At 69.9% G+C, this 25,245-nt stretch carries 21 protein-coding genes; 5 read left to right on the top strand and 16 right to left on the bottom strand.

From position 1 onward, the window contains the following. Positions 1-119 precede the first annotated feature (119 nt). On the bottom strand, positions 120-1,007 hold the full coding sequence (locus WFJ97_RS09835; RefSeq protein ID WP_336641354.1) for a dihydrodipicolinate synthase family protein: 888 nt from the start codon (positions 1,005-1,007) through the stop codon (positions 120-122). Positions 1,008-1,123: 116 nt separating this feature from the next. Here WFJ97_RS09835 and WFJ97_RS09840 point away from each other — a divergent pair, with 116 nt between their 5' ends. Beyond that, positions 1,124-2,308, top strand: coding sequence for an alcohol dehydrogenase catalytic domain-containing protein (locus tag WFJ97_RS09840; RefSeq protein WP_336641355.1), 1,185 nt, complete (start codon positions 1,124-1,126; stop codon positions 2,306-2,308). Between the two features lie 40 nt (positions 2,309-2,348). Here the strand turns inward: WFJ97_RS09840 and WFJ97_RS09845 are convergent, their stop codons facing one another. From WFJ97_RS09845 to WFJ97_RS09855, 3 genes are all read right to left on the bottom strand, one after another. Beyond that, positions 2,349-2,603, bottom strand: coding sequence for a hypothetical protein (locus WFJ97_RS09845; RefSeq protein ID WP_247623972.1), 255 nt, complete (start codon positions 2,601-2,603; stop codon positions 2,349-2,351). Beyond that, on the bottom strand, positions 2,600-2,836 hold the full coding sequence (locus WFJ97_RS09850; protein WP_247623973.1) for a hypothetical protein: 237 nt from the start codon (positions 2,834-2,836) through the stop codon (positions 2,600-2,602). The genes WFJ97_RS09845 and WFJ97_RS09850 overlap by 4 nt, the downstream gene beginning before the upstream one ends. Before the next feature lie 169 nt (positions 2,837-3,005). After that, positions 3,006-4,559, bottom strand: a complete 1,554-nt coding sequence (locus WFJ97_RS09855) for a LuxR C-terminal-related transcriptional regulator (protein ID WP_336641356.1) — start codon at positions 4,557-4,559, stop codon at positions 3,006-3,008. A gap of 110 nt (positions 4,560-4,669) precedes the next feature. Between WFJ97_RS09855 and WFJ97_RS09860 the strand changes: the two genes are divergently transcribed. Continuing rightward, positions 4,670-5,251 carry a hypothetical protein gene (locus WFJ97_RS09860; protein ID WP_336641357.1) on the top strand — a complete coding sequence of 194 codons (582 nt, stop codon included), beginning with the start codon at positions 4,670-4,672 and terminating at the stop codon, positions 5,249-5,251. Here the strand turns inward: WFJ97_RS09860 and WFJ97_RS09865 are convergent. The 6 genes from WFJ97_RS09865 to WFJ97_RS09890 form a co-directional block, all read right to left on the bottom strand. After that, positions 5,230-6,807, bottom strand: a complete 1,578-nt coding sequence (locus WFJ97_RS09865; protein WP_336641358.1) for a LuxR C-terminal-related transcriptional regulator — start codon at positions 6,805-6,807, stop codon at positions 5,230-5,232. The genes WFJ97_RS09860 and WFJ97_RS09865 overlap by 22 nt on opposite strands. A gap of 95 nt (positions 6,808-6,902) precedes the next feature. Further along, a complete protein-coding gene (locus WFJ97_RS09870; RefSeq protein WP_336641359.1) occupies positions 6,903-12,443 on the bottom strand; it encodes a DUF7507 domain-containing protein in 5,541 nt (1,846 codons plus the stop codon). 185 nt (positions 12,444-12,628) lie between these two features. Then, positions 12,629-16,117: an SdrD B-like domain-containing protein gene (locus WFJ97_RS09875; RefSeq protein ID WP_336641360.1), complete on the bottom strand. Its 3,489-nt coding sequence runs from the start codon at positions 16,115-16,117 to the stop codon at positions 12,629-12,631. A 163-nt stretch (positions 16,118-16,280) separates the two neighbouring features. Further along, positions 16,281-17,492, bottom strand: a complete 1,212-nt coding sequence (locus WFJ97_RS09880) for a DUF7507 domain-containing protein (RefSeq protein ID WP_336641361.1) — start codon at positions 17,490-17,492, stop codon at positions 16,281-16,283. Further along, entirely contained in the window at positions 17,493-17,618 is a 126-nt protein-coding gene (locus WFJ97_RS09885) for a hypothetical protein (protein ID WP_336641362.1), read from the bottom strand. Positions 17,619-17,717: 99 nt separating this feature from the next. After that, on the bottom strand, positions 17,718-18,044 hold the full coding sequence (locus WFJ97_RS09890) for a hypothetical protein (RefSeq protein WP_336641363.1): 327 nt from the start codon (positions 18,042-18,044) through the stop codon (positions 17,718-17,720). 174 nt (positions 18,045-18,218) lie between these two features. Here WFJ97_RS09890 and WFJ97_RS09895 point away from each other — a divergent pair, with 174 nt between their 5' ends. After that, complete coding sequence (locus WFJ97_RS09895; protein ID WP_336641364.1) at positions 18,219-18,569, top strand: nuclear transport factor 2 family protein; 351 nt, start codon at positions 18,219-18,221, stop codon at positions 18,567-18,569. A 52-nt stretch (positions 18,570-18,621) separates the two neighbouring features. Here WFJ97_RS09895 and WFJ97_RS09900 read toward each other — a convergent pair whose 3' ends face one another. Then, positions 18,622-19,182 carry a TetR/AcrR family transcriptional regulator gene (locus WFJ97_RS09900; protein WP_336641365.1) on the bottom strand — a complete coding sequence of 187 codons (561 nt, stop codon included), beginning with the start codon at positions 19,180-19,182 and terminating at the stop codon, positions 18,622-18,624. 51 nt (positions 19,183-19,233) lie between these two features. Between WFJ97_RS09900 and WFJ97_RS09905 the strand changes: the two genes are divergently transcribed. Next, complete coding sequence (locus WFJ97_RS09905) at positions 19,234-19,554, top strand: DUF952 domain-containing protein (protein ID WP_247633369.1); 321 nt, start codon at positions 19,234-19,236, stop codon at positions 19,552-19,554. Positions 19,555-19,574: 20 nt separating this feature from the next. Here WFJ97_RS09905 and trxA read toward each other — a convergent pair whose 3' ends face one another. From trxA to WFJ97_RS09920, 3 genes are all read right to left on the bottom strand, one after another. After that, on the bottom strand, positions 19,575-19,946 hold the full coding sequence (trxA, locus tag WFJ97_RS09910) for a thioredoxin (RefSeq protein WP_336641366.1): 372 nt from the start codon (positions 19,944-19,946) through the stop codon (positions 19,575-19,577). A 35-nt stretch (positions 19,947-19,981) separates the two neighbouring features. Then, on the bottom strand, positions 19,982-21,289 hold the full coding sequence (nhaA, locus tag WFJ97_RS09915; RefSeq protein WP_336641367.1) for a Na+/H+ antiporter NhaA: 1,308 nt from the start codon (positions 21,287-21,289) through the stop codon (positions 19,982-19,984). Positions 21,290-21,351: 62 nt separating this feature from the next. Then, positions 21,352-21,528 (bottom strand): hypothetical protein, encoded by a 177-nt coding sequence (locus WFJ97_RS09920; RefSeq protein ID WP_336641368.1) that lies wholly within the window; start codon positions 21,526-21,528, stop codon positions 21,352-21,354. A gap of 89 nt (positions 21,529-21,617) precedes the next feature. On the opposite strand from WFJ97_RS09920, the gene WFJ97_RS09925 reads away from it, so the two are divergent. Continuing rightward, entirely contained in the window at positions 21,618-23,051 is a 1,434-nt protein-coding gene (locus tag WFJ97_RS09925; RefSeq protein ID WP_336641369.1) for an HNH endonuclease signature motif containing protein, read from the top strand. A gap of 173 nt (positions 23,052-23,224) precedes the next feature. Here the strand turns inward: WFJ97_RS09925 and WFJ97_RS09930 are convergent, their stop codons facing one another. Together WFJ97_RS09930 and WFJ97_RS09935 are read right to left on the bottom strand one after the other, a co-directional pair. After that, complete coding sequence (locus WFJ97_RS09930) at positions 23,225-23,965, bottom strand: response regulator transcription factor (RefSeq protein ID WP_336641370.1); 741 nt, start codon at positions 23,963-23,965, stop codon at positions 23,225-23,227. After that, positions 23,962-25,239: a sensor histidine kinase gene (locus WFJ97_RS09935; RefSeq protein ID WP_336641371.1), complete on the bottom strand. Its 1,278-nt coding sequence runs from the start codon at positions 25,237-25,239 to the stop codon at positions 23,962-23,964. The genes WFJ97_RS09930 and WFJ97_RS09935 overlap by 4 nt, the downstream gene beginning before the upstream one ends. Positions 25,240-25,245: the final 6 nt, after the last annotated feature.

Below are 25,245 nucleotides of genomic sequence, written 5' to 3' on the forward strand. Positions count from 1 at the left end.
TGCCGCCGATCCCGACGGACTCGCCACGACCGGCGGACAGCTCGCGCTCGGCGCTCTGGCCCTCGGCATCCTGCTCGCCGCCGGAGGAACGACGCTCGTCGTCGCCCGCCGCACGCGGCTCAGTCGCGCAGCCCCAGCTCCTCCACCACGGCGACCACTCGCGCGCGATCCACGCCGTCGAGTCCGCGCAGGGGCCGGGGCAGCGAAGGCGCGGCGACCAGGCCGAGATGCTCGGCGATCGTCGCGGTGACACGCGCGCTTCCGTGCACGGCGAAGAGGTCCCAGAGCGGTTGCAGGCGGGCGGATGCCGTCAGCGCCACCTCTTCTCCGGCGAGCGCGGGGCGCGCGATCGCGAGCATCGACTGCGGCAGCGTGCCCCCGACCGCGGTGAACCACGTGTCGCACCCGCCGAGCAGGCCGGCCGCCGCGACCCCGTCGCCCGAGATGCCGATGCGCACGTGCTCCGGCACGACTGCGCGGATCTCGGCGACACGGGCCCGAGACGCGTCGACCCCTCCGACCGGTGGGATCTTGATCGCCGCGACCTGCGGGAGCTCCGCGATCCGCGCGTACAGGTCGAGCGAGAACGTGAACCGCGTCGTGCCGGGGTTGTCGTAGACGACGAGCGGCACCGAGAGGCCCGCGGTCACGTCGGCGTACAGCCCGAAGACGTCGTCGTCGGTGAGGGGCTGATAGCTCACCGGGGCGAGGAGCACGGCGGACGCCCCGGCATCCTGCGCGTCATCGGCGAGCGCCTGCACGTGGGAGGTGCGCGTCGCGCCCACTCCGACCACCACCGGGATCCCCCGGGAGTGTTCGACGCTGGCGACGGCCACGGCCCGACGCTCCTGCCGGTCGAGATAGGCGTACGACCCTGTCGAGCCGAGCGCGCCGATGGAATCGACCCCCGCATCGGCAAGACGGTCGATCAGTCCGCCGTAGGCGGCGAGATCGACCCGGTCGTCGCTGATCGGGGTGAGCGGAAAAGCACTGAGACCGGTGAGCACCCGACCAGCGTATTGCGCGCACCCTCGAAGCATCCTCACCGGGGCCTGTCAACCGGGTATGCCGGCGCCGTCGACCGCGACGACGGTGGGACGACACCCACGGATCGGAGCACACGATGAAGGCACTCACCTGGCAGGGCACCCGCAACGTGACGGTCGAGGAGGTGCCCGACCCCGTCATCCAGGAACCGACGGATGCCGTCATCCGCATCACGTCCTCGGCGATCTGCGGGTCCGACCTCCACCTGTACGAGCTGCTCGGACCGTTCATCGACCGCGGCGACGTGCTCGGCCACGAGCCGATGGGGGTCGTCGTCGAGGTCGGCGCGGGCGTGACGAAGCTCAAGGTCGGCGACCGGGTGGTCATCCCGTTCAACATCTCCTGCGGCGAGTGCTTCATGTGCACGCACGGGTTCCAGTCGCAGTGCGAGACCACGCAGGTGCGCGAGTACGGCAGCGGGGCGGCGCTCTTCGGCTACACCAAGCTCTACGGCCAGGTTCCGGGCGGACAGGCGGAGTACCTGAGGGTGCCCCTGGCCGATTACAACCACATCCCGATCGGCACCGACCTCCCCGACGAGCGCTACCTCTTCCTCAGCGACATCCTCCCCACCGCATGGCAGGGCGTGGAGTACGCCGAGGTGCCCGAGGGCGGCACGCTCGCGGTGATGGGGCTCGGCCCCGTCGGTCAGTTCGTCGCTCGCATCGGTCGGCACCGCGGCTACCGGGTGCTCGCCGTCGATCCCGTTCCGGAACGCCGCGCGATGGCCGAGCGTCACGGCATCGACACCTTCGATCTCACCGACACGATCGTCGAAGAGCTGCGCGACCTCACCGAGGGCCGCGGCGCGGACGGAGTGGTGGATGCCGTCGGTCTCGAGGCGCACGGCAACGCCGGAGTGGAGTTCGTGCAAAAGGCGGTGGGGCTGCTCCCCGACGCCGCCGCGCGCCAGCTGCTCGACAAGGCAGGCATCGATCGCCTCGCCGCCGTGTACGCATCGATCGACGCGGTGCGTCGCGGGGGAACGGTCTCGCTCAGCGGTGTCTACGCGGGAGACGCCGACATCATGCCCATGAAGACGCTGTTCGACAAGCAGATCAGCCTGCGCATGGGGCAGTGCAACGTCAAGCGCTGGATCGACGACATCATGCCGCTGGTGGAGGACGCCGCCGATCCGCTCGGGGTGATGGACCTGACGACCCATCACGCTCCACTCGAGGATGCGCCCGGGCTGTACAGCACGTTCCAGAAGAAGGAGGACGGCTGCATCAAGGTCGTACTGCACCCGTCAGCGGCCTGAGGCCGTGCCCTCCCGGCCGCCCGCGAGGTCACGGGCGGCGTCACGGGCGGCGGTTGCCGACCCCCGGCTCGTCGTTATGCGCGGAGTCGTAAGAATCGGCGTCGGCGGATGCCGCGGCATCCGTGTCGTCGTCGACCCCCACTGCGCCGGCCGCGCCGGAGTCGGCACCGCCGCCACCCGCGGGTACGTCGTCCACCCCGACTCCGTCGCTTTGTCTTTGCTCCAGCAGCTCCGCGATGCGCTCCTCGGCCTCGGCTCCGGTCGGCATGTCGGCGCTCGAGTCCGACCCGCTCATGAGTTGCCGTCGGAAAGGTCGGCGGCCGAGATGTCCGACGGCGAGCTCGCGAGTCCGAGGTCGGGATCGGTGTTGACGCCGCCGCCGATCGCGTCCTGGCCGGCGATCCGCTCCTCCGCAGACACCTCGTCGTCGGATTCGGCGTGCTCCTCCGCGATCAAGTCCTCCTCCTCGGGGCGGATCGCCGATTCCTCGGCGCCGAAGGAGTTGATGAGACCCTCGGGATTCGACATGTCGTGCTCCTCTCGTCGTCGGTCGTGAGGATTCCAGCGTGCCCGCGACGAGCCGGGAACGGATGCCCGTTGACAGGCCTCCGTTCGGCACGTAGACGCCGCGCTCAGTCGATCCACTGAACGTATATTCAGTGGAACTGATGTGCAGCCGTGCGCGGTCGCCCCCGAGTCAGTACCCGGCCCGGCGCAAGGCGTCTTCGCGCCCGGTCGCGCCCAGCTTGCGGTAGAGGTTTCGCAGGTGGCTCTTCGCGGTGTTCGCCGAGATGAACAGTGCTCCCGCGAGGTCGCGCACCGACGCGTGCGTGCGCATCAGCTCCAGCATCTGGCGCTCCCGCCGGGTGAGCGCGATCGCACCCTCGGGTAGCGCGACGGCGGCGTCGTCGGCGGCGGCCTCCGCGACCATAGCTTCGGCCGACGGCATCCGCTCGTCGATCGCGGCGCGCACCTCGGGCATCGCCTCGTGCACCGCGTCATGGGCACCGGTGGACGCGATGCGGTCGGCGGCCAGCCGCACGACCTCGACCACGCTCGGCCGCTCCAGCAGATGCGCGGCGTTGGCGCGGATCACGAGCCAGCGCGCCGGCACCACCGCGGGCGTACGGCGACGAGCGGATGCCTTGTCGAGCAGGGAGAGTGCGTCACCCGCTCGCTTCCGGTGCATCAGCAGGCGCGCCTGGGCCGTGACGGCCGAGGCGTGCGCGTCGACGATCTCGACGGGCTCGAGCACGCCCCCCGCACGATCGAGGTCACCCCGGTGCTGGAGGATGTCGGAGAGGTCGGCCCGCAGCAGCATCCCGGGAAGCGACGCGGGCGCGGTCGCGGAGGGATAGGCCGCGAGTGCACGCTCGATGAGCCGCGCGCTCCGCGTTCCGTCGCCCCAGTACAGGTCGATGCGCGCGCGCACGTGCGCATCCACCCACCACAGGTCGCCGTCGTCGATGCCGTCGGCGTGCTCGGCCAACGAGGCCTCCGCCGCGGCGCGGTCGAGGCGGGCGACCGCGATGAGCGTGCGGCTGAGCGCCGCCGCCTTCTGCAGGTGGAACGCCATCGTGCGCGGATCGCCGGAGGCATCCTCCACGCTGCGAGCGAGCCACTCGTCGGCGTGCGCGAAGTCTCCGGCGAGCGCGTGCGCGAGCGCGCAGTGCCCGGCGAGATACGGGGCGATCGGATGCGGGAGGGTGCTGCGCGACCAGCGCCACCCCTCGGAGAACGCTTCGACCGCGCGCTCCAGCTCGCCGCCGGCCACGAACGTCAGGCCCACGCGCATGAGCACGCTGCCCAGCACGTCGTCGAACCCGTCGTGATCGTGCGTCTTGCGGATCAGCTCCTGAACCTCGGCGACCGACGCGAGCGCGTCGTCGACGCGCCCGAAGACGAGGAGGCGACGGATCTCGGCCGTCTTCACTCCGAGCACGTCGCGGGTCATCGGATTCTCCTGCGATGCGACCCAGTCGGCGAAGACCCGTTCGGTGCGGTGGTCGGTCAGCGCCGACGACCGCCAGGCCTTGCGGGTCAGTTCCCGCGCCATCAGGTACCGCGGATGCTCCTGCAGCCACTCGCGAGGAGCCCGTTCCCACACCTCGAAGACCGCTTCCGGTGCAGCGAACGACAGGGCGAAGAAGTAGTCGTCGAGCAGGATCGCGATGTCGTCCCACTGCCCGTGATCGAGGACGGAGCGCAAGTCACCGAGGAGCGCGTCGCGCCCACTCTGAGACCACTCCACGAACCTCACCTCCCTGATGCGAGAGCCCCTCCGGCATCCCGCATGGCATCGGTTCGCCTTCTAATATATTGCGACGTGGCGACCCGGGATACCCCGATACGGTGAGGGTGATGGCTTCCCCGACTCATCGTCGCCCGACGACTCGCGTGCTCTTGATCTGCGGAGCGCTGGCCGCGGTGCACCTGCTGATCCACCTCGCGACCGCCCCCCTGCTCACCGCGCTCGCCCCGCTCGCCCCGCCGCTGTACGCACTGGTGGCCGGAGTGCACAGCCTCCTGCCGTTCCTGGCCCGGCGGCTGACCGATGTGCCGGGCACGGCCGTGCTCACCAGTGCGATCGCAGCCGTCTTCATCGCGGTCGCGAACACCGCGGGAGTGATCGTGATCGTCCCACTGGTGCTGGCCGGAGCGGTCATCGACCTCGTCGTCTGGCGCACGCGAGGCACGGGCGCGCGGGTACGCCGACGGTATCTCCTGGCGGCGGTGTGCGCCGGAACGGGTCTCTTCGGGGTCTCCGTCGTCGTGTTCTCGCCCGAGCACCTCTCCCCGGCGATCCTGCTGGGATCATTCCTCGGGCGTATCGCCGGCGAGATGGTGGCGTCGGAGCTCTCCGGCGCCCTCGCCTCCGCCCTGCATCGCGCGGGCGTCGGACGAAACCGTACGGAGGCACCTCACAACAGCCCCAGCTCGTAGGCCCGCCCGATCACCTCATCGCGCGTCGTCGACTCGAGACGGCGGTAGAGCGCCCGTGCGTGCGACTTCACGGTGTTGGTCGACAGGTGCGATTCGAGCGCGATCTCACGCACGGTGAGGCCCCGCTCGAGCCCGAGGAGCACATGCTGTTGCTGCGGCGTCAGGCGCACCCGATCCGTCGGATCCGGAAGCACCTGGCGCGCGCCGTGACCCGGTGGCAGGAGCGCATCGAGCGGCCCTCGCACATCGGCCGGCACGCTCAGCGCGGCGAACAGCAACCCGCGCTCGCCGATCGCCGCTCTGAGGTCCGAATAGCTCTCGGCCGCACTCATCCCCCCAGGACGGCGGTCGGTCGCGACGGCGTGCACCGTCAGGGCCTTCACCCGCGCGCGGATCGTCTGCCTCTCCCCCAGCGTCGCCGCCGCACGACGCGCCGCCCCGACGACGTCTCCCTCGACGAGGGCGAGCTGCGCGCGCGCCACACGGTTCACGGGGTGGTCGTCCTGAGCGTCGATGACGAGGCGCGCCTGACGCGTCTGCCCCAGGGAGAGCAGAAGATCGACCTCCCCCTGGGCCAGCAGGGGGCCCATCGTCGTCCCTTCGCCCAGCCACTCCGCGTATCTGACGCGATCCGAGCGCAGTGAATCCAGCGCGCTGAGCCGGTCCCCCCACGCCAGCGCGTAGCGCAGCCGAGCGTAAGAGACGGTCGGACCCCAGCCCTGCTCGGCGTTGACGGGCTGATCGAGCAGGCGCACGGCGGCCTGGGCCTCGGACAACCGGAGACCCTCGATCGCGACGAGGCTCCGCGCGACATCCGCGGTGAGCGCGATCCGGGAGCGATACCAGCCGTCGGCGGTCGGTGCATCGTCGTGACGCTCCAGCCAGGAGCGCGCCTGTTCGATGTCGCCCTCCAGCGCATGGAAGAGGGCCGACTTCCCGGCGGCATCCCTTTCGACGTAGGCGACGCGGGACTGATGAGCGCGTTCGTAGGCATCGCGCAGCCCGACGGTGGCGCCGGGGAGGTCGTCGGCGAGTCCGCGCGTGATCCCCGCCTGCAGCAGCGCCGCCGGCAGACGATCGTGCACGAGTGCGGGCTGATGCACCGCGGCGATGCGCCCGAACATCTCCACCAGCCGGGCGAGCTGGATCGCGCGTGACATCCTGCCTCGCACGCGGAGCGCGATCATGCGCGACGAGGCGACGCTGAGCAGGCTGAGCGCTCGCTCCGAACGCGCGAGGGACTCCAGCTTCGCGGTGTCGTCGGCGTCGGGGAGAGTGGCAGCGCCCAGCATCCGGTCGACGGCGTCCGCCGAGGAGTGCAGGCGGATGTCGCGCACGGCCGCGGCGCGGGCATCCTGCTCGAACGCACCGAGCGGCACGGCCTTCAGGGCCAGGTCGAGGAGCTCCCGATGCTCGTCCAGGAGCAGAGACCAGTGTGTGCCGAGCAGTTGCACGGCCGACGACCAGTCCTCCTCATCGAGCGCGCGGCGCAGGCCGTGCTCGACCTGGTCAGGGGACGGTCGGAGGCGCACGTCACCCAGGGGATCACTGCTCATGGGGGGAGGGAATCGCTCTCTTTTCTCCTATGCAATATACCGAGCGGCGACCGACCTTCGGGTCGTCGGCCGCCGCTCCGTACGCGGGCGCGACGCTAACCCCGCCGCGCCCCTTGCCGCCGCGAGACCACGACCAGTCCCGCGCCGGCGAGCATCACCAGAAGGGCGAGGAGAGTCCACGCCCGGGGGTCGCCGCCGGTCGTGGCCAGCGGGCCCGACGGACCCGCCGGCGAGGGAGCAGCGGGAGCGACCTCGACGATCGTCACGCTGGCCGTCGCTTCGGCATCCGCCCGGGCGTCACCCACACCCGTCGCGCTGGCCGTCGCCACGTTGACGACCTCCCCTGCCGCGGCCTGCGCGGCCGTGACCTGATACTCCTCGACCGCCGCGCACGCCACCGTCTCTCCGGGAGCGAGCACGTCGGCCTCGCACTCGACCGCACCCGCCATCGGGTCCGACACCTCGAGACCCGAGAGCGTCGCCGCGCTCGGATTCGTGACGGTGAAGGTCCAGCGGATGCGGTCGTTCACCGTCATCCTGTCGTCACCGTCGGTGTCGATCGGGGTACCGACCTTCTCGAGAGAGAGGGAGAGCACGCCGATGAACGGCAGTTCACTGGTCGACGGATCGGCGTCGACCGTCGCATCGCCGAGCACGCTCGCCGTCGCGGACGCCGTGTTGGTGATGCCGCCGGCATCCACGTCGTCCTGCGTGACCTCGTACGCAGCGACGCAGTCCACGTACTGACCGGGCAGGAGGCTCCCGGTCTCGCAGCCGATCTCGGAGAGCTCGCCCGTTCCGGAGAACGCCCCCTCCTCGACCTCGATGCCCGAGACCGTCACGTTGCCGGTGTTCGTCACCCGGAAGCGGTACTCGATCTCCTGCCCCGCCTCCTCGATGCCCTCGACGTCGGCCGTCTTGAGGATCGCCAGGCCGGGCACGCGCTCGAACGAGAGATCCTCGCGCGAGGGGTCGGACGCGATCGGCCCGCCCGGACCGGTGCCCGTCGCGGTCGCAGTGTTCGACAGCGAACCGGCATCCACGTCGTCCTGCGTGATGACGTACGTCGCCTCGCAGATCAACTGGTCGTCGGGATCGAGGGTGCGCGAGGCATCGCCGCAGTCGACGGCCGAGAGGTCGCCCGATCCGGTGAACTCGCCCTCGACGACCGCGACGCTCTGGAGCGTGACGTTGCCGGTGTTGGTGACGACGAACGAGTACGTGACCTCTTCGTCGACCGCGAGGTCGGTCGGGGTCGCGGACTTGACGATCATGAGGCCCGGAGCCGCGTCGATGATCACGGGGGCCGACGACGGGTCGCTCGACACGACGTCATCCGCCGGGGTGGTGGCGTGGGCCACCGCCGTGTTGTCGATGCGTCCGGTGTTCACGTCGGCCTGGGTCACCGCGTACGTCGCGGTGCAGTCGACGGAGTCGCCCGGCGCGAGGGAGCCGTCGGCGCAGTTCGCGACGACGTCCTCACCCGATCCGGTGAACGCCGTCTCCTCGATCTCGATGCCCTCGAGTGTGACGTTGCCGTCGTTCGTGACGGTGAAGACGTACGACACCTCGTCACCCGCCGCCTGGATCGGATCGGATGCCACCGACTTCACCAGGGAGAGAGCGGGCGCCGCGGTCACGTCGACGGTCGCGCTCGACGGCTCGGACTCGGGGCCGTCGACGCCGGCGGGAGCCGACGCCGAGGCGATGGCCGTGTTGGTGATCGCTCCGGCATCGAGGTCGGCCTGCGTGACCTCGTACGCAGCGGAGCAGGTGACGACGTCGCCCGGGGCGAGCTCGCCCGCCTCCGCCGGACACGTGACGACCGGAGCCGCACCCGTTCCCGAGAAGGCGGTCTCGTCGATCTGCACGTCGGTGACGGTGACGTCACCGGAGTTGGTGACCTCGAAGGAGTAGGCGACCTCGTCCCCGACGCCGTCGACGATGGTCGGCGATGCCGACTTCACGAGCGTCAGCGCGGCCGATCGGATCAGGTCGTCGGTGTCGGAGTCGTCGGCAGCCAGGATGACACCCGGGAGAGCCGGATCGCCCGCCTCGACCCGGACGCCGTTGACGATCTCGTCCTGCGTCTCCGCGGCCTGCACGACGCGCACCGTGACGGTGACCTGCTGGGTCGAGCCCGCCGCCCCCGTCGCGGCATCGCCGTCGCCGAGCCGGCCCGACGGCGCCAGGGACGCGATGCTCCAGGTCACCGTTCCTCCCGGGCGCAGGCCGTCGGCATCCGCCTCGCCCTGATCGGTCACCACGCCACCCGCGCTGGCCGAGACGAACGCGAGGGTGTCGGGCAGGGTGTCGGTCACGACCGCATCCGCGATCGCCTCGCCCGTGAGCAGGTTGGCGACGTCGAGCGTGTACGTGAACTCCTCGCCCATCGCGACGGTGTCGATGCCGTCGGTCTTGGTGATGCCGACGAGGGCGTCTCCCTGCGCGACGACGAAGCACGCCTCGGTGGTGTTGTTCGCGTCGACGGGGTCGGACATCAGGCCGGAGACCTCGGCCCCGAAGCACGTGTCGTCACCGACCAGCTGGTCATCGGGAATGACGGCGGGCAGGTCGAGCGCGTTCGGTTCGTCGAGCGCCAGCATGCGCGATGCGCCCTCCGCCGTCACCGGATCGCACGTCAACGTCACGGGTCCGAGCACCGAGCCGTCGGCGGCGACATCATCGGCATCGCAGACCCACCCCTCGGGGGTCAGGCTGGTGATGCGGATGCCGGCAGGAACGGCGATCTCGACGGTCGCCGGCGCAGCCTCCGACCCGCCGAGGTTCGTCACCACGAAGGGAACCGTGCCGGGGCGTCCGGCCTGCAGCGGCAGGCGATCGGGCACCGAGACCGCGAGGTCGGCCTCCTGCGTGGTCGCGCACACCGGGCGCGGTTCGGTCGGCAGGGTGCTGGCGCTGTCGATGGCGACCGAATTGCAGGCGATCGCATCGGCGGGGGCGCCCGGCACGACGTTGGCCGTGAACTCGAACGACGACGATTCTCCCGGTGCGAGATTGCCGCTCACTTGCGCGCGGATCGCGGAGGCACCGAACGCGCCGGCCGTCCACCCGGTGGTGCATCCGGGGTTCGTGGGGAGCACCTCGGTGCGGCACGGATTCTGCGACGCCGAGTAGCTCAGCGCCATGTTGAAGGATCGGAAGGTGACGGTGTTCAGCGTTTCGGCGAACGTGCTGCCGCGGCCGTCGCCGACATGCGGCAGGATGTCGTAGCCGACGATGTCCGAGAGCACGGTGTTTCCCGAGTTCACGAGCGTGACGCGGTAGGTGATGTCGCTCGCGTCGGGATCGACGCCGACCACCACGTCGGGGTTCGACACCCACACGCAGTCGTCGTCGGTCACGACGCAGATCTCCTTCACGACGTCGAGACGTGCCACGCCGCTCACCGAGACGCTGATGGAGTTCGAGGCGAACGCCTCCGTGACGTTGCCGTCTCCGTCGACGTCCGTCGTGTCGACGACCTTTCCGCCCCATGTGGTGGTGTCCGGAGCGAACGCGTTGCGCGAGTCTCCTGTCCAGACGTTCGCGACACTGCTCGTTCCGGCGGCGACCGCCGAGGTCGGGCTCGCCGAGACGCTCATCGTCGGCCAGGTCGCGTTGGCGCCGAACGTCGCCCCGGTCGGCCACGAGGCGATGACCGCCTGACGCGTCACGCCCGCGATCGTCACGTTCTTGGAGGTGAAGCTCACTCCCGGCGGCACGGTTCCCGCGGCGAAGCTCGCCGAGTTCGGAGTGATGGTCCACCCGGTCGGTGCGATGAAGACGTACTGCGGCGAAACCGTGCGGTCGGCCGGAATATTGGCAGTGGCACCGTTGACGCGGTAGGTCACCTTGCCCCCGGGAACGACCTGTCCGCCGCCCTCGACCACCGGTGTGCCGACGAATCCCGCGCTGAAAGCGGGTGCCGCGGCGGCGACCTTCGGCCAGTCACGGAACGTCGCGGTACCGCTCGCCTGATTCTGAATCGGCGCGATCTCGGGATTTCCCTCGTATGTCATCGTCGTTGCGGCGGTGTTCGGCCATGTGCCCAGCGGCGCGCCGACGGGAACCTCGAAGCGATACGTGACGCGGAACAGGGTGCCGGCGGTGCCGGAGGGGAGCAGGTTGGGGCCAGCGAGCTGTCCTGACTTCACGGTCGCCGCGACGATGCGTTGACCTGCTGGAGCCGCGTAGCTGGTACCGGTCGCCGTCCCCGTGGTGCCGTTGCTCAGTGTGTACGCGATGGTGGCCGCGGTGTTCGTGTCGATCCGGTAGACCCGGAGAGTCGAGGCGTCGAGATCGTCCTCGACGACCGTTGCCACACCGGGTACGTTTCCGCGGTTGTAGGTGTCGACCGTCCAGAGCTGGTCGGTGCGGGTGGCGAACGGTGCGAGCGCCTGGCCCGGGGTGCACAGGCGGTTCCAGTCGTCCCGACCGGACGCAGGGCAGACGAGCCCGGTCGTGTCCGGCGGCACATTTATGAATCGCTGGCCCGAGGCGACCTGATCGGCCGTCGGAGACTTGGTGCTGTCGGCGCGACCGAAAGGCGCTACGCGGACGACATTGTGTTCGAATGATGTCGTCGCGGTCTTCACGGTCGACGCGTCATCGAGATACGTGACGCTGGCGTCGACGTTGTTGGTGACAGGAGCGACGAAATCGGCTCCCCCGGCAGCTTCGGGGAACGCGCTAGCGGGATAGCGCACCGTCACCGTGCGCGGGTTGTAGCCGTATCCTTGCGTCCACCCGCCGAATGAGGCGACGCCGAATCCACCGGCCGCCGTCGCACCGGCCTTGGTCCAGGTCACGGTGTGGTTCGCCGCGTCGTAGATGCCACCGTCGCCGGCGCTCACGAACTGCGCCTGGGCGGGAAGCCGGTCGACGACGGTGTAGCTCTCGGCGCACAGGAAATTACCGGCCGCCGTCCAGCGGTTGCCGCTGCGGTTGGTGATGCATCCGTCCGACATCGCGACGGAGTACGTCATGTCGGTGTCGGGGCGCACCGTCGCAGGGCCCGATTTCACGACCGAGGGGGCGGGAAGTGCGATCTGCCACGTCACGGGTGCAGCTGTCGCCGTCGCCGGAGCCACCGCGTTCGGCGACGTGATCGTCGCCGAGGTGTTGATCTGGTAGCCGTCGGGGAAGTATGCCGGCGGTGCGATACCGGGCGCACTGGTGTCGATGGCACGCACATACTGCACGAGGAACGTCGACGAGGTGCCCGCCGCGACGTTGCCGAGGCGCACGGTCACGCCTGCCGTCGGGCTATTGGTGATGGTCGCACCCCCACCGGCGGGCGGGGTCCACGTCTCGTACGTGTGGATCCGGAAGGTGCCGTAGGTCGGGTCGAGGGCGACCGCGGGCAGCGTGACCACGGTGTCGGTGCACTCGGCGACCGAGCAGGAGTACGCGATGCGGTATCCGAGGCGGTTGTTCTGCTGTCCGTACCCGGTCGCCGTCACCGCCTCGCCGGTGGTGGGATTCACCGGCGTGATCTCGATCGAGAGCACGGCGGGTCCCGCCGCGTACGCCGCGGGCGCGGCCACCAGCATCATCGTGACGGTGGCGAGCGTCGCCAGCATGGCGACGGCTGCGGTGCGCAGGCGCGAGGGCGCGCGAGATGGACCGGTCATTGAACTCCCCTTCAGAAACCGCAGGGCGACGCAGAGGTCGCGAGGGCAGAGCCTCATCTGCATGCTGTCGTCTGAAGGGTTGCCCAACCGCCGCGAAGGCGAAACTTCACCCTCGCTTCACCCACCCCGGCGCGGGGCACCACGTCTCTCGTGGTGTCCCGCGCCGGACTCGATGTTTCCGCGGGTCAGACCGCGCGGCGTCGGCGTACGGCGAACGTGACGGCACCTCCCGAGATCAGCAGCAGCGCGATTCCGGCGAGCGCGAGCGGCAGGTCGCCGCCCGTCGTGGCGAGCGCGTTGACGCCCGGGGTGCCCGGCCGCGCCGGGTCGACCGGGCCCTCTCCCGGCTCCTCGGCGCCTGCACCCGGGGTGCCCGGCGTCGGTTCGGTCGGCGCTTCGCGCACGATCACGCCGGCATCCCAGGTCGGGTCGACGCCCTCGGTGGCCCGCACGTCGTTCCATTCGTAATCGCGCGAGAGGTGGACGTTGTCCGGCCCGAGCACGATCGTCTGCGTCATGCCGGTCGTGGTGTCCGCATCCGAGTCCACGGTGTCGTCCGCCCCGGCATCCGCCTGCGTGAAGACGTACGTCTTCTTCTGGTCCGCGGTCAGGGTGAACTTCACGCGATACTCCCCGGCCGGCAGTTCGTCGAACAGGTAGCGGCCGCGCTCGTCGGTCGTCGTGGTCGCAATGACCTCGCCGTCCTGGATGAGCTCGACGGTCACGCCGGGCAGAACCTGCTCGTCGTCGTCCTGTCGGCCGTCCTTGTTCGCGTCGATCCACGTGACGTCGCCGATCGCGTACGTCTTCTCGGGCTCGGGCGTCGTGCCCGGGGTGTTGTAGAGCACCACGTCGTCCGAGACCCCGTTCGCCGCGACGGCGATGCGGGTGAGCTCGGTCGCCAGCTGGTACCCGGCGGGCGCGACGTCCTCGCGCAGCCAGAACGTTCCGGCGCTCTTCACGGTCGGCGTCGTGCCCTCGGCCGTGACGATCTTGCCGTCGACCACGCGCAGGTCGCTCAGCACGACCGTCTGCTGGTCGTCGGCCAGCACCGAGAAGCGGGCGCCCGCGTCGGTGATCAGCTTCGCGGCATCCGTGCTGTCGCGCTTGAGCAGGTTCAGCGGGTAGTCGTTCGTCGGCGTGATCGTGGCGCCGACGGCGCCGATCATGTTGGTGATGCCGACGTTCGCCTGGTAGTCGACGACGCGCACCTTGAAGAACAGGGCCAGCGTCTCACCGCTCACGAGGCGTCCGCGCTCGAGCGTGACCGTGTCGGTCGACGCGTCGTACGCAGCCGTGATGTTCGTGCCCGGCACCGTGTAGGTGGCACCGCCGGTCGTCGTGCCCGAGGTCACGTCACCCGGTGCGACCCATCCCAGGAACTCCACGCCCGCGGGCAGCACGTCGACGACGTCCTCGACCATGTGGGTGAATGTGCCGTGCGGCATGAGCTCGACGCGGTAGATGAAGTCGGTCTGCGTCAGGGCGCCCTCGGCATCCGTCTCGACCCGCAGGCTTCCGGTGAAGGCGTCGTTCGCGGCGTCGTAGACGCGCTTGCGCACCTCCATCTCGTTGCCGAAGCTGGTCGCCGTCGTGCGCGAGGTCGAGGTGTAGACGATCTCCTGACCCTCCCCCTCGTAGCGTGCCGAGTTGTCGACCTCGATGGTCTGCTTCCCCTGCAGCACCTGCGTGGGCAGGTCGACCGTGATCGTCCAGCTCTTGGTGAACGGCGCGGCAGCGGCTCCCCACGCGGCGTCCTTGGGGAACGCGTCGTTCGGGGCGATGACCAGCGTGCCGTCCTCGGCGATCGTCACGTCGAACGTGTCGGCGTCGAGCGGGTAGTTGTAGTCGTAGGCGCCGGTGATCGACTCCTTGATCGCGGGGAGCGTCGCCGCGGTCACGTCGAAGATCGAGTGATCGACCTCGTCGACGATGCGCGAGGTCGCGGCGTCTCCGACGTTCTCACCGATGCGGAACGTGTACGGGATCGTCGTCGACGTGCCGCCGGTGACCGAGACGGTTCCGCCCGGGGCGGTCTTCGAGAACCGGCCCGGGTCGTCGACGCCGCCCGAGGTGTCCTTCGGAACGGTGATCGTCGTCGAGGCCGACTTCGACTCGTACTTACCGTCGTCGTACACGAAGTACGCATCGTTCGACACGCGGTACTGGGTCGCGTAGTGGTTGTCGCTGCTCGCCTGCTGCGGCAGAGCGGTGATCGTGGCGGCGGCCGCGAGGCGGTACTCCCTGGTGACGTCCTTGCCGATGTTCACGAAGAGGTTCTTGCCGTCGACGACGTAGGTGCCCCGGTACTCGTCGGCGGCGATCGTCTTCTCGACGTCGCTCGTGATGCCCGTGGCGGGGCGGAGTGCGACGGCGGTGCCGTCCTGATCGATCGCGGTGAGGAAGCCGGCGGCATCCGTCTTCCACGACGTCTGAGCCGGCAGTGTGTCACGGATGACGACGTTGCGCGTCAGCGCGAACGGGCCGTCGGCGAAGTCGGCGAAGACGCGCAGGTCGGCGCGCAGCGTGTAGGTCGCGTCGATCGCCGTCTCGAGGGTCGCGCCGGCGGCGAGCTGCTTCTGCAGCTGTACGGCGGTCGGGTCGACGGTCTTGCCGAAGGCGGCGCCCGTTCCCGGCCGGTCCTGGCCCTTGACCGAACCGCGGATGGCGGTGCCGGCGCTGTGCTTCGTGCCGTTCACGTCGACCTGGTTGGTGACGGTGACGGAGTAGGAACCGCCGTTGATCTTGTCGACGGCGTCGTACGCGCGCTGCAGGTCGGCGCGCACGGCCTGCAGGGCCTCGGCGTCGGCGATGGTCGCCCGATAGGTGAAGGTGTAGATCGAGTTCGCCTCGGCACGGAAGGTGTGGGCGAAGCTCGTGCCCGAGATCGCGGGCAGATCGGTGAGGTCGGTGGCGACCGGGTTCAGGTCGTTCGCATCGCGTACGACCTTGGTGCCGGCGAGCGACCCCTCGACGAAGGCGAGGTGGGCGCCGAGAGTGTCGGTCACCGTGATGTCGCGCGCCTCCCTGCTCGACACGGTGACCGTGTACGGCAGGGCGATGTCGAGCGCGCTCGGGTCGATCACGACGCGACCGTCGACGACCGTGTGCGGAATGTTCACGCCGCCGACCGACTTGTTCGACGATGTGCCCGTCGACTGCGGCGACTCGCCGGGTTCGGTGATGATCACCTTCTGGGTCGTGGGGGTGCCGTCGACGTTCCAGACCAGGTCGCGGACCTCGGACCGCTGCACCTCGTCGACGGTGAACGAGAGATCGAGAACGCCCTGGTTCACATCGGCCGGGAACGGATCGTTGAACGTCACGACGAGCTCGCCGGCGGCGTTGACCGCGAGGGAGCGAACGGCGGTATTGCCGTCGGGAACGGCGAGAGCCGCATCGGGGATCGTGATCCCCAACGGCAGGCCGATCGCGACGACGGCGCCGTCGTCCATGCTGCCGTAGCCGAGCTGGAAGGCGTAGGTTCCGCCCTCCGTCAGCACGGGCATGCCGTTGTGTCCGCTTCCGGACTCGACGGGGAAGACGGTGACCGCGCCCCCCGCGGCTAACGCCGGGGTGGTGAGGCCGGCGACGGCCATCAGGGCGACGAGGATGCCCGCCAGCCAGTGGGTGAATGTGCGCGCGCGCGATCGGCGCGCGATGTGCTCAGACATCGATTACTACTCCAGAACATCGTGAGGCGCGTCAATTGGGGGGACGCACCCCTGCGTCGGTACCGATTCCGGTACTCGTCGAACGCCGCGGTCTCGGGAACCGGGCGTTCACGCACGGGTCCGAGGACCCCTGCACTGGAGAGACGGAGAAGAAGGGCTCCGATTACGGAGCGCGGTGGGTGAACCGGGGGTGAAGTTCACGGATCACGAGAACCGCCCCCCAGAGAAGCAGACCCATCGCCGCGATGATGGCGGGCAGTCCGGTGGCGCCGCCGGACTCGGCGAGAGCGGGAGCCGCAGCAGCACCGCCGCCGCCGGTGCTGGGTTGCGGGGCCGGTGCGGCCACGACCGGCGTGGTGACGGCATCCTCGACGGCATCCGTCTCGGCCGAGCTCGCCCGCCCCGTGTTCAGGACCTGGCCGGCGACGAGGTCGGCGTCCGTCACCCGGTGCGTCGCCGCGAGGACGCAGGCCGCCCCGACCTCCACCCGCTCGCACGAGGTGCTCTGCCCCGTGAGCGGGTCGTCGACCGTGACGGTGGTGAGAGCGGTTTCGCCCGTGTTGGTCGCCGTCAGCGTGTCGCCGACGGTCACCGTTCCCGAGCCGTCGGCATCATCGTTGCCGGCGAGGTCCTTCACGAACGTCAGCGCCGCGACGGGGCACGCCCCCGAGTCCTGGCGCGAGGTCGCTCCGTACAGGGGGAGACCGGTGGTCGCGACGACGGACGTCGCCAGCGGCGCTTCGGATGCCGTGGTCGGGATGCCGTCGAGCACGAGGATCTCGCCGGTCGATGCCGCGAGGTACACGCGTCCGCCCGAGAGCGCCGCACCGAACGACAGCGGCACCTGGCCGACGACCGTGCTGGTACCGGCGGCGAAGTCGAACAGCATGAGGAACCCGCGGTCGGCGCCGTCGTGGGCGAGACCGAGGATCAGCCCGGAGTCGAGGGTGAGGAAGTCGCCGCCCGAGGCGAGGTACGTCTCGCCGTCGGCCAGCATCGGGAAGCTCACCGGTGCATCGGTCAGCCGCGCGGTCTCCGGATCGAGGAACCAGATGCTCGTGTACAGGTACCCGGCGGCGAGGAGCCGGCCGTCGGCGGTCGCGGAGAGCGAGTTGAGCCAGTTGTCCTCGAAGGGGGCGCTGCCGTCGTCGAACAGGATCTCGCCGGCATCCGTCGAGACGCCCGTGGCGGCATCGATCGTAAAGAGGTGCTGCGGGTCGGTCCAGTCCACCCCGTAGAGCACGGTCTCATCGGCGTTCCAGGCGATGTCGCCGAACGAGCGGTCGAGCGCGACGCTCGACTCGAGCGCGAGAGCACCGGTCGCGGCATCCGCCCCGTAGCGCTGCAGGGTGAGCGGGTCTTCGCCGCTGTTCACCTAGACGTCGGCGGGCACGCAGGCCCCCGGCGTGACCGCGAGCGGAGCCTCCGCCGCCTGCGCCGGCACCGCCGTCGCGCCCACCGCCAGGGCGAGCGCGAACACCCCGCCGAGGGCTGCGAGCACCCGCCCCCGTGCACCACGGATCGTGCGCGTCGAAACCGTCAGTCCGTCAATCCCCTCATCGCTGACGCGGTCATCTCCGCGCACACTCTATCGATGCGCTCACACCCCCGGCATCCGATTCCGCCGCGACGGGCGGCGGCGACGCACGTCGAGAACCAGCCCGCCGATGACGGCGAGCAGCAGGGCGCCGCTCAGGCCGGCGATGGCGAGGTTTGCGGGTGTCAGCCCGGTGCTGTCGCTCACCTCCGTGTGCGGCGACGGTGTCTCGCCCGTCAGGGCTCGATCGGCGCCGACCTGCGAGAACCCGGATGCCGCGGCGGCGGGTTCGGCGGGCGCGACGAGGACCGGTCCTGCGGCGAGCGCAGCCGCCAGGGTAAGGATCGAAAGGGTGCGCGAAAGGCGCGCGCGAACGCGAGTGTTCCCCACCGGGGTTCTCCTTCGTGGCTTCGGGTAAAGCCGAACGGATACCGGGCGTACATCCCCCATCACCTCGACTCCGCCCGAGGAGTGGAGAGGCAGCGATATTCTAGCCGACCTCGTGACGCGGCCGGGGAGGGGCATCCGCTTGCGACGGCATCCGTCGCGGCTTACGCTCGCGACATGTCGAGCAGCGTCGTCGGGGTCGTTCAGGAGTTCATGCGGGCATTCCGCGAGCAGGATCGCGCGGCGGCCGAGCGGATCATGGCCGACGACTTCGTGTTCACCAGCCCGCAGGACGACCACATCGACAAGGCGACCTGGCTGGAGCGCTGCTTCCCGACCGCGGGTCACTTCAGCTCACCGGCGCAGACCCTCCAGATCATCCCGATCGACGGTCTCGTGCTGCACCGCTACGAGTATGCCGTTGACGGCATACTGTGGCGCAACGTCGAGTCGCTCGAGGTGCGCGACGGCCGCGTGCGCGCCGTCGAGGTGTACTTCGGCGGGTCGATCGGCCGCGTCGGCGGGTGATCGCGGGTCGCATTCGCGGGGTGTGATGGAGGGACGCCCCGAGCGCCCGTCGTCACAGGCCGAGTACGGCGAGCGTGCGGTCGACGTGCGCGGTGACCGTCGCGGCCGACGGAGCCGCATCGAGCCCGAGCAGGCGCCGGCGGTGCGGTTCGCCGAGCAGCGCGGAGAAGAGGAGGTCGGCGGGGACGACGGCATCCACCGGCAGATACTCGCCGAGGAATCGCTGCGCCCGACCCGGCCCCTCGTCGTAGAACTCCGCGGCGAGCGTCGCATCGGCTCCTGCCGCCCCGATCAGCGCGCGATGAACGGCGATCGCATCGTCGGCCAGGAGGTGGCTCACCACGGCGACGGATGCTTCGCGCACCCCGCCTACGGATCGCCATGCCGCATCGGCATAGGCGTGCTGTCGGCGCACCGCGGCGCGCATCAGTCCGAGCCGGTCACCGTACTCGCTGTAGAGAGTGCGCTTGGCGACGTGCGCGTCGGCGGCGATGCGGTCGAAGGTCACGGCGTCGTACCCCTCGGACGCGAGGAGCGAGACGACGAGCTCGACGATCCGCTCGTGACGTTCGAGCCTCTCGGCGGCCGAGGGGCGTCCGCGCTTTCCTGTCATAGGAGTAGCCTACCGTTTAATGCAACGGTTGCGTTTCATTAAGGAGGAGCGTTGGGCAATCACATCCATCACATCGCCATCCAGGACGACTGGGAGATGAGTCGCGGATTCGGCGAGTACGTCGTCTCGACGCGCGGGATGCATCTCGACGACGTGGGATTCATCCACGCGACCACGGCCGATCGAGTGAGCGAGGTCGTCGAGCGACGGTTCGGCGATCTCCGCCTTCCGCTCCTCGACATCGAGATCGACATCGAGGCGCTCGAGGCACAGGGCGTGCGGGTCGAATGGGTCGACGGTGCGCCTCGCATCCTGGGCGAGTTGCCGATGTCGAGCGAGGTGATCGCCGCCGAGAGTCCGATCGTGCGGTGAGGGATGCCCCTCGCGGGCGACTACTCGGCCGCCGCCTCCGCCTCGGCGATCTGAGCGCGAACGGCGTCCATGTCGAGGGCGCGCACCTGGCCGATGAGGTTCTCGAGAGCCGGGGCGGGCAGGGCGCCGGGCTGCGAGAAGACCAGGATGTTGTCGCGGAAAGCCATCAGCGTCGGGATCGAGACGATGCCCGCAGCGCGCGAGAGGTCCTGGTTCGCCTCGGTATCGACCTTCGCGAAGGTGATGTCTGGGTGCTGCTCCGACGCCCCCTCGAAGATCGGGCCGAACATCCGGCAGGGGCCACACCATTCCGCCCAGAAGTCCACGAGCACGATGCCGTCCTTCTCGACCGTCTGTGCGAAATCCGCACTGCTGAGCGCTGTCGTTGCCATGGGGTGTCCTTATCGTCGAGTGGCTTCCGACCAGCCTACGGATGCCGGGGCGGCTGCGGGCCGTCGGCATCCGGCTGTCGTCCCGCGGGATCCAGCGCCGCGCGCGCTCGGGAGTTGCGCACGGCCAGCACCGCGCCACCGATGACTGCGGCCAGGAACGACCCGATGAGCACGCCGATCTTGACGTGCTCGTCGGCGACCGACGACGAGCCGTAGGCGAGCTCGCCGACGAGCAGCGAGACCGTGAACCCGATGCCCGCCAGGAACGACATGCCCACCAGATCGGGCCACCGCAACGACGCCTCGAGGCGGAGCGCAGGGATGCGACTCAGCAGGAACGTCGTGACGAGGATGCCGATCGGCTTGCCCACGACGAGGCCCATCATGATGCCGATCGTGATCGGGTCGCGCAGCGCCGAGAGGAGTCCGTCGATCCCGCCGATGCTCACACCCGCCGCGAAGAAGGCGAAGACCGGCACGGCGAAGAGCGTCGCGACGACTCCCCAGCGGTCGGCGAAATGCGCCGCGAAGCCGTCGTACCGCGTGCCGTCGTCATCCTCACCGACGGCGACGCGCGCCCGCTCGGTCGGCAGCACGGGAACGACGAATCCGAGCAGCACCCCGGCGACGGTGGCGTGCACACCGGCCGCATGCACGCAGACCCAGACCGCGATCGCCAGCGGCAGCAGGATCCACCACGCGCGCACGCCCCGCTGCACCGCGAAGGCGAAACCGGCGAGCGGGAGGAGCGCGAGCACGAGCAGCGGCAGACTGATCGACTCGGTGTAGAAGGTCGCGATGATCGTGATCGCGATCAGGTCGTCGACGATGGCAAGAGTGAGGAGGAAGACGCGCAGTGCCGGCGGCAGGAATCGGCCGACTACGGCGATGACCGCGACCGCGAAGGCGATGTCGGTCGCCGTGGGAATGGCCCAGCCGCGCAACACCTCCGCACCGCTCGACGCGTTGACGATCAGGAAGAACAGGGCCGGAACGACGACACCGCCGATCGCCGCCGCGATCGGGAGCGCCGCTCGCCGAGGATCGCGCAACCGACCCGCGACGCACTCCTCCTTCAGCTCGAGTCCGACGACGAAGAAGAAGATGGCCAGGAGTCCATCGGCCGCCCAGGAACCGACGCTCAGTTCGAGATGCAGCGCGGGGATGCCGAAGGTGAAGTCGCGAACGGCCTCGTACCAGGGTGCGGCCGGAGAGTTGGCGAGGACGACCGCGGCGACGGTGGCGGCGAGGAGCAGCGCGCCACCGAAGACGTCGCTGCGGGCGGTGGAACGGATGCCTCGCCACAGCTCGTGCGGGGCAAGACGAAGACGGGAAGAAGACACAGGGGTACCTCGAGAAGTGGGAGTGGTCGACGAAACGTTCGGCCGCCCCGGTGAGGCGCGGCCTAGGGTCGACGAGGCGGCGGGCAGCCGGCGATCTCGCCGTGCGACATGGTTCCCCAGACGCTGGTCCACCCATTGGTGCCGGGGTGCATCACGACACGCATCCACTCCCCCATGGGGGTCGCCGACGCCAGGCGGCGCGGAGCGCGCGTCGAACCTGCGGCGATGAGAGAGGGCATGCAGCCAGGGTACTGGTCGGGGCTGAACGAGACCCGATCTCCTGGCTCGGATGCTTGCTTGATTCGAACATATGTACTAATCTCGGAGCATGACATCAGACGCCGCGGCTCCCCTCGACAGGGTCGAACGCGGTCGTCTGCTCGACGCGTGGGTGGAGGTGCGGCGGCGGATCGCCGAGCTCGAAGCGCAGGCGACGGCGTTGCTGGGCGAGCGGATCGGCGAGCACGATGCGGAGGTCGCGGAGCATCCGTATCACCGCGATGCGATCTACCGGTCGATGATCGCGGAGTACTCCGCGGCGGGACACCTGTCGCGGGGTGCGGTGGAGTTCGCGTTCTCCGACGCGCTGGCTCTGCAGAGCATGCCGGCGGTCGAGGTGGCGTTCACCGCGGGGCGGGTGACCGCCGCGCACGTGCGCGAAATGGTGAGAGCAGCGTCCGTGGTGCGCGAGGCGGTGCGCAACGGTCGGGCGGATGCCGCGGTGCTGGGCCTCTACGAGACCGCGGTACTCGTGGTCGCCGAAGCCGACTCGCCCGCCCGCACCCGCGCGCACGCCCGGCAGGTCGCCGCGGCCCTCGCCGGTGAGACGCTCCTCGAACGGCACCGACGAGCAGCCTCCGAACGCAGTGTGACCGTGCGGTCGCTCGACGACGGACTCGCCCTGCTCACCGCGGTATTGCCCGAGACGCTCGCCGTGGCGATCCAGGACCGCATCACGCGCATGGCACGAGAGGTGATCCGGGCCCGCGATGACGCACCCGCACCGACGTTCCTCGACGGCGAAGACCCGGAAGACGTGATCCTGCCCGAACACATCGCCCCCGACGACCCGCTCGCCGGTGTCATCTTCGGCGAGGACTCCACTTTCACCACCGACCCGCTCGTATCAGCCGCGATACCCGAGAGCATCATCGTTCCTGGCGCTACCGTTCCTGACGACGAGCGGACCATCGATCAGGTCCGGGCCGACCTGTTCAGCGACCTGCTGCTCGCAGCCTCTCCCAGCCCCGCACTCGGCAACGACCTCGACGGGGTGCAGGCCCGCATCCAGGTGACGATCGCCGCGACCACCCTCGCCGGCCTCGACGACCACCCTGCCGAACTCGACGGCCACGGCCCCCTCGACCCCGACATCGCCCGCGCCCTTGCCGGCCGCAACAACGGCTGGAGCCGTCTCTTCCTCGGCGCCAGCGGCATGGTCGCCGAAACCGACACCTACACTCCCACCGAGGGCATGCGCCGGCACCTCCGCGCGCGAGATCAGCACTGCCGCTTCCCCGGCTGCCGCATGCCCGTCCACCGCTGCGAGATCGACCACAACCACGACCATGCCCAGGGCGGCAGAACGGCGATCGACAACCTCGCCCACTTCTGCAGGAGTCACCACCAGCTCAAACATCCCGACATCGACTCCGACCACCGTTGGACCGCTCGCTCCAGACCCGACGGCACCATCGAGTGGACCAGCCCCCTCGGCCGCATCCATGCCGACCGCGCTTCGCGTCGGGTGATGTTCGTCTGACGCGTGCTCTCTGCCTGACGCGGGAAGTTCGTCTGACGCGTGCTCTCTGCCTGACGCGTGCTCCCCGTATGGCGCGTGCTGCGCGCGTCCCTCGCCCCCACGCGCATCATCGACCTCGAGCGCATCACGCGCCTCATCGACGTCACGCGGGGCTGATCCGCCGCGACTCTCGGTCAGTCGCCGACGACGAGCCCCGCACGGTGCGCCAGGATCACGGCGTGGATGCGGTCGCGAGCACCGAGCTTGGCGAGCACGCGGCCGACGTGCGTCTTGACCGTCGACTCCGTCACGAAGAGGCTGTCGCCGATCTCGGCATTGCTGAGACCCCGGGCGAGAGCGAGGAAGACGTCGCGCTCGCGGTCGGTGAGCGACTCGAGAAGAGAGGCGGCCGCATCTCCCCGGTCGGCGGCAACCTCCACCCCCGCCACGGTGGTAGGCGAGGCGGGCGACACAGCCGAGGTAGCCGAGACACCCGAGACACCCAGTGTCGGGGTCACGTGCTGCAGCAGCATCCGGGTGATCCGCGGCGACAGGGCCGCGTCGCCGCGATGCACCGCGCGCAGCGCCGAGAGCAACTCGTGCCGCTGCACGTCCTTGAGCAGGAATCCGCTCGCCCCCGCGCGGATCGCCCCGAAGGCGTATTCGTCGAGGTCGAAGGTCGTCAGCACGAGAACGCGGGTCTGCGGATGCCGGTGCACGATCTGCTCGGTCGCGGCGATGCCGTCGAGCCCGGGCATCCGGATGTCCATGAGCACGAGGTCGGGCTGCAGCGCCGCGGCCTGGGCGATCGCGACTTCACCGTCGCCGGCCTCGCCGACCACCTCGATATCGTTCTCGGCTTCGAGAACCATCCGGAATCCGAGACGGATGAGCTGCTGATCGTCGACCAGCAGCACCCTGATCTTCTCGGTCATGCGTCCTCCTGTATGAGTGGGAGTTCGGCCCGCAGCATCCATCGTCCTCCGTCGACCGGGCCGTGCGCGATCGTGCCCCGCACGTGCGCGACGCGCTCGTCGAGGCCGCGCAGCCCGAAGCCGGGGGAATCGCCCGGCTCTGTCGCCCCGTCGTTCACGATCTCGACGATCACGGCATCGGCCCGGTGCTCGACGCGCACGCTGGTCGCGGTCGCGGTCGGAGCGTGACGCATGGCGTTCGTCACACCCTCCTGCACGATCCGCGACAGCGCATGGTCGATGGGTGCGGACAACGTCACGGGTGTTCCCGATGCGGTCAGGCTGATCGGGTACCCCGCGCGCTGCGCCGCTGCCACCGTGTCTTCGGGCGACGGGGCGGTGAGGGGCGCCAGCGGAAGAGGACTCGTGTCGTCGCGGAGCACCCCGAGCATCGCCCGCATCTCGGTGAGAGCCGTGCGGGCGGTCTGAGCCGTCGCGGTCGATGCGGTGCGGGCCTGCTCGCGATCGGCCGTCGCCGCCGCCCCCTCCGACAGCGCGACGATCACGGTGAGCGAGTGCGAGACGATGTCGTGCATCTCGCGGGCGATGCGCGCCCGCTCGGCGGCGGCGGCGAGCTGCGCCTGCTGATCGCGCTCGACGAGCAGCTGCCGCGATCGGTCGATGATCGCGTCGAGATAGCGCTTGCGCCCGCCCACGTTGACGCCGATGAGGGTGCCGATCAGACCGAAGATGACCGCACCGATCACGGCGTTCGCGGCGTCGGCGAACCCCAGCCCGCCGCCGAGCACGAAGGCGCCTCCCCAGACGACGAGCGCCCCCAGTGCCACCCCGAATCCGATCCACGCCGCGCGGGACGAGCCGTACACGGCGAGCGCGTAGGCGGTGACCAGGATGAGCGGAGTGCCGCCCGGCAGGATGCCGACCACGAACAGCGCTTGCAGCGCGAACGACAGCACGAACGGCACGAGCGGATGCCGACGCCGCCAGAACAGGGCCACGCACGCGGCCAGCACCCCGGCCAGCGCGATGATCGAGAGCACGATGGCCGCGGGGTCCGGGATGCCGGTGCGCACGCTGCTCGCCGGCGTCAGCGTGAGGAACAGGCAGAGCAGCGCGATGACCGCATCGCCCACGACGGGGTGCCGCGCCCAGAAGCGCCGGAACACCCCGGGCGGACGCGGCAGCCGCAGCTCCTCGTCGTCCCGGGCCGAGACCCGGGCCGAGGCCCGAGCCGGGGCTCGGTCCGAGGCGCTGCGGCTGCGCGTCGTGATCACTCGCCA

Source organism: Microbacterium sp. USHLN272 (genome assembly GCF_037149655.1).
Taxonomy (GTDB): domain Bacteria; phylum Actinomycetota; class Actinomycetes; order Actinomycetales; family Microbacteriaceae; genus Microbacterium; species Microbacterium galbinum.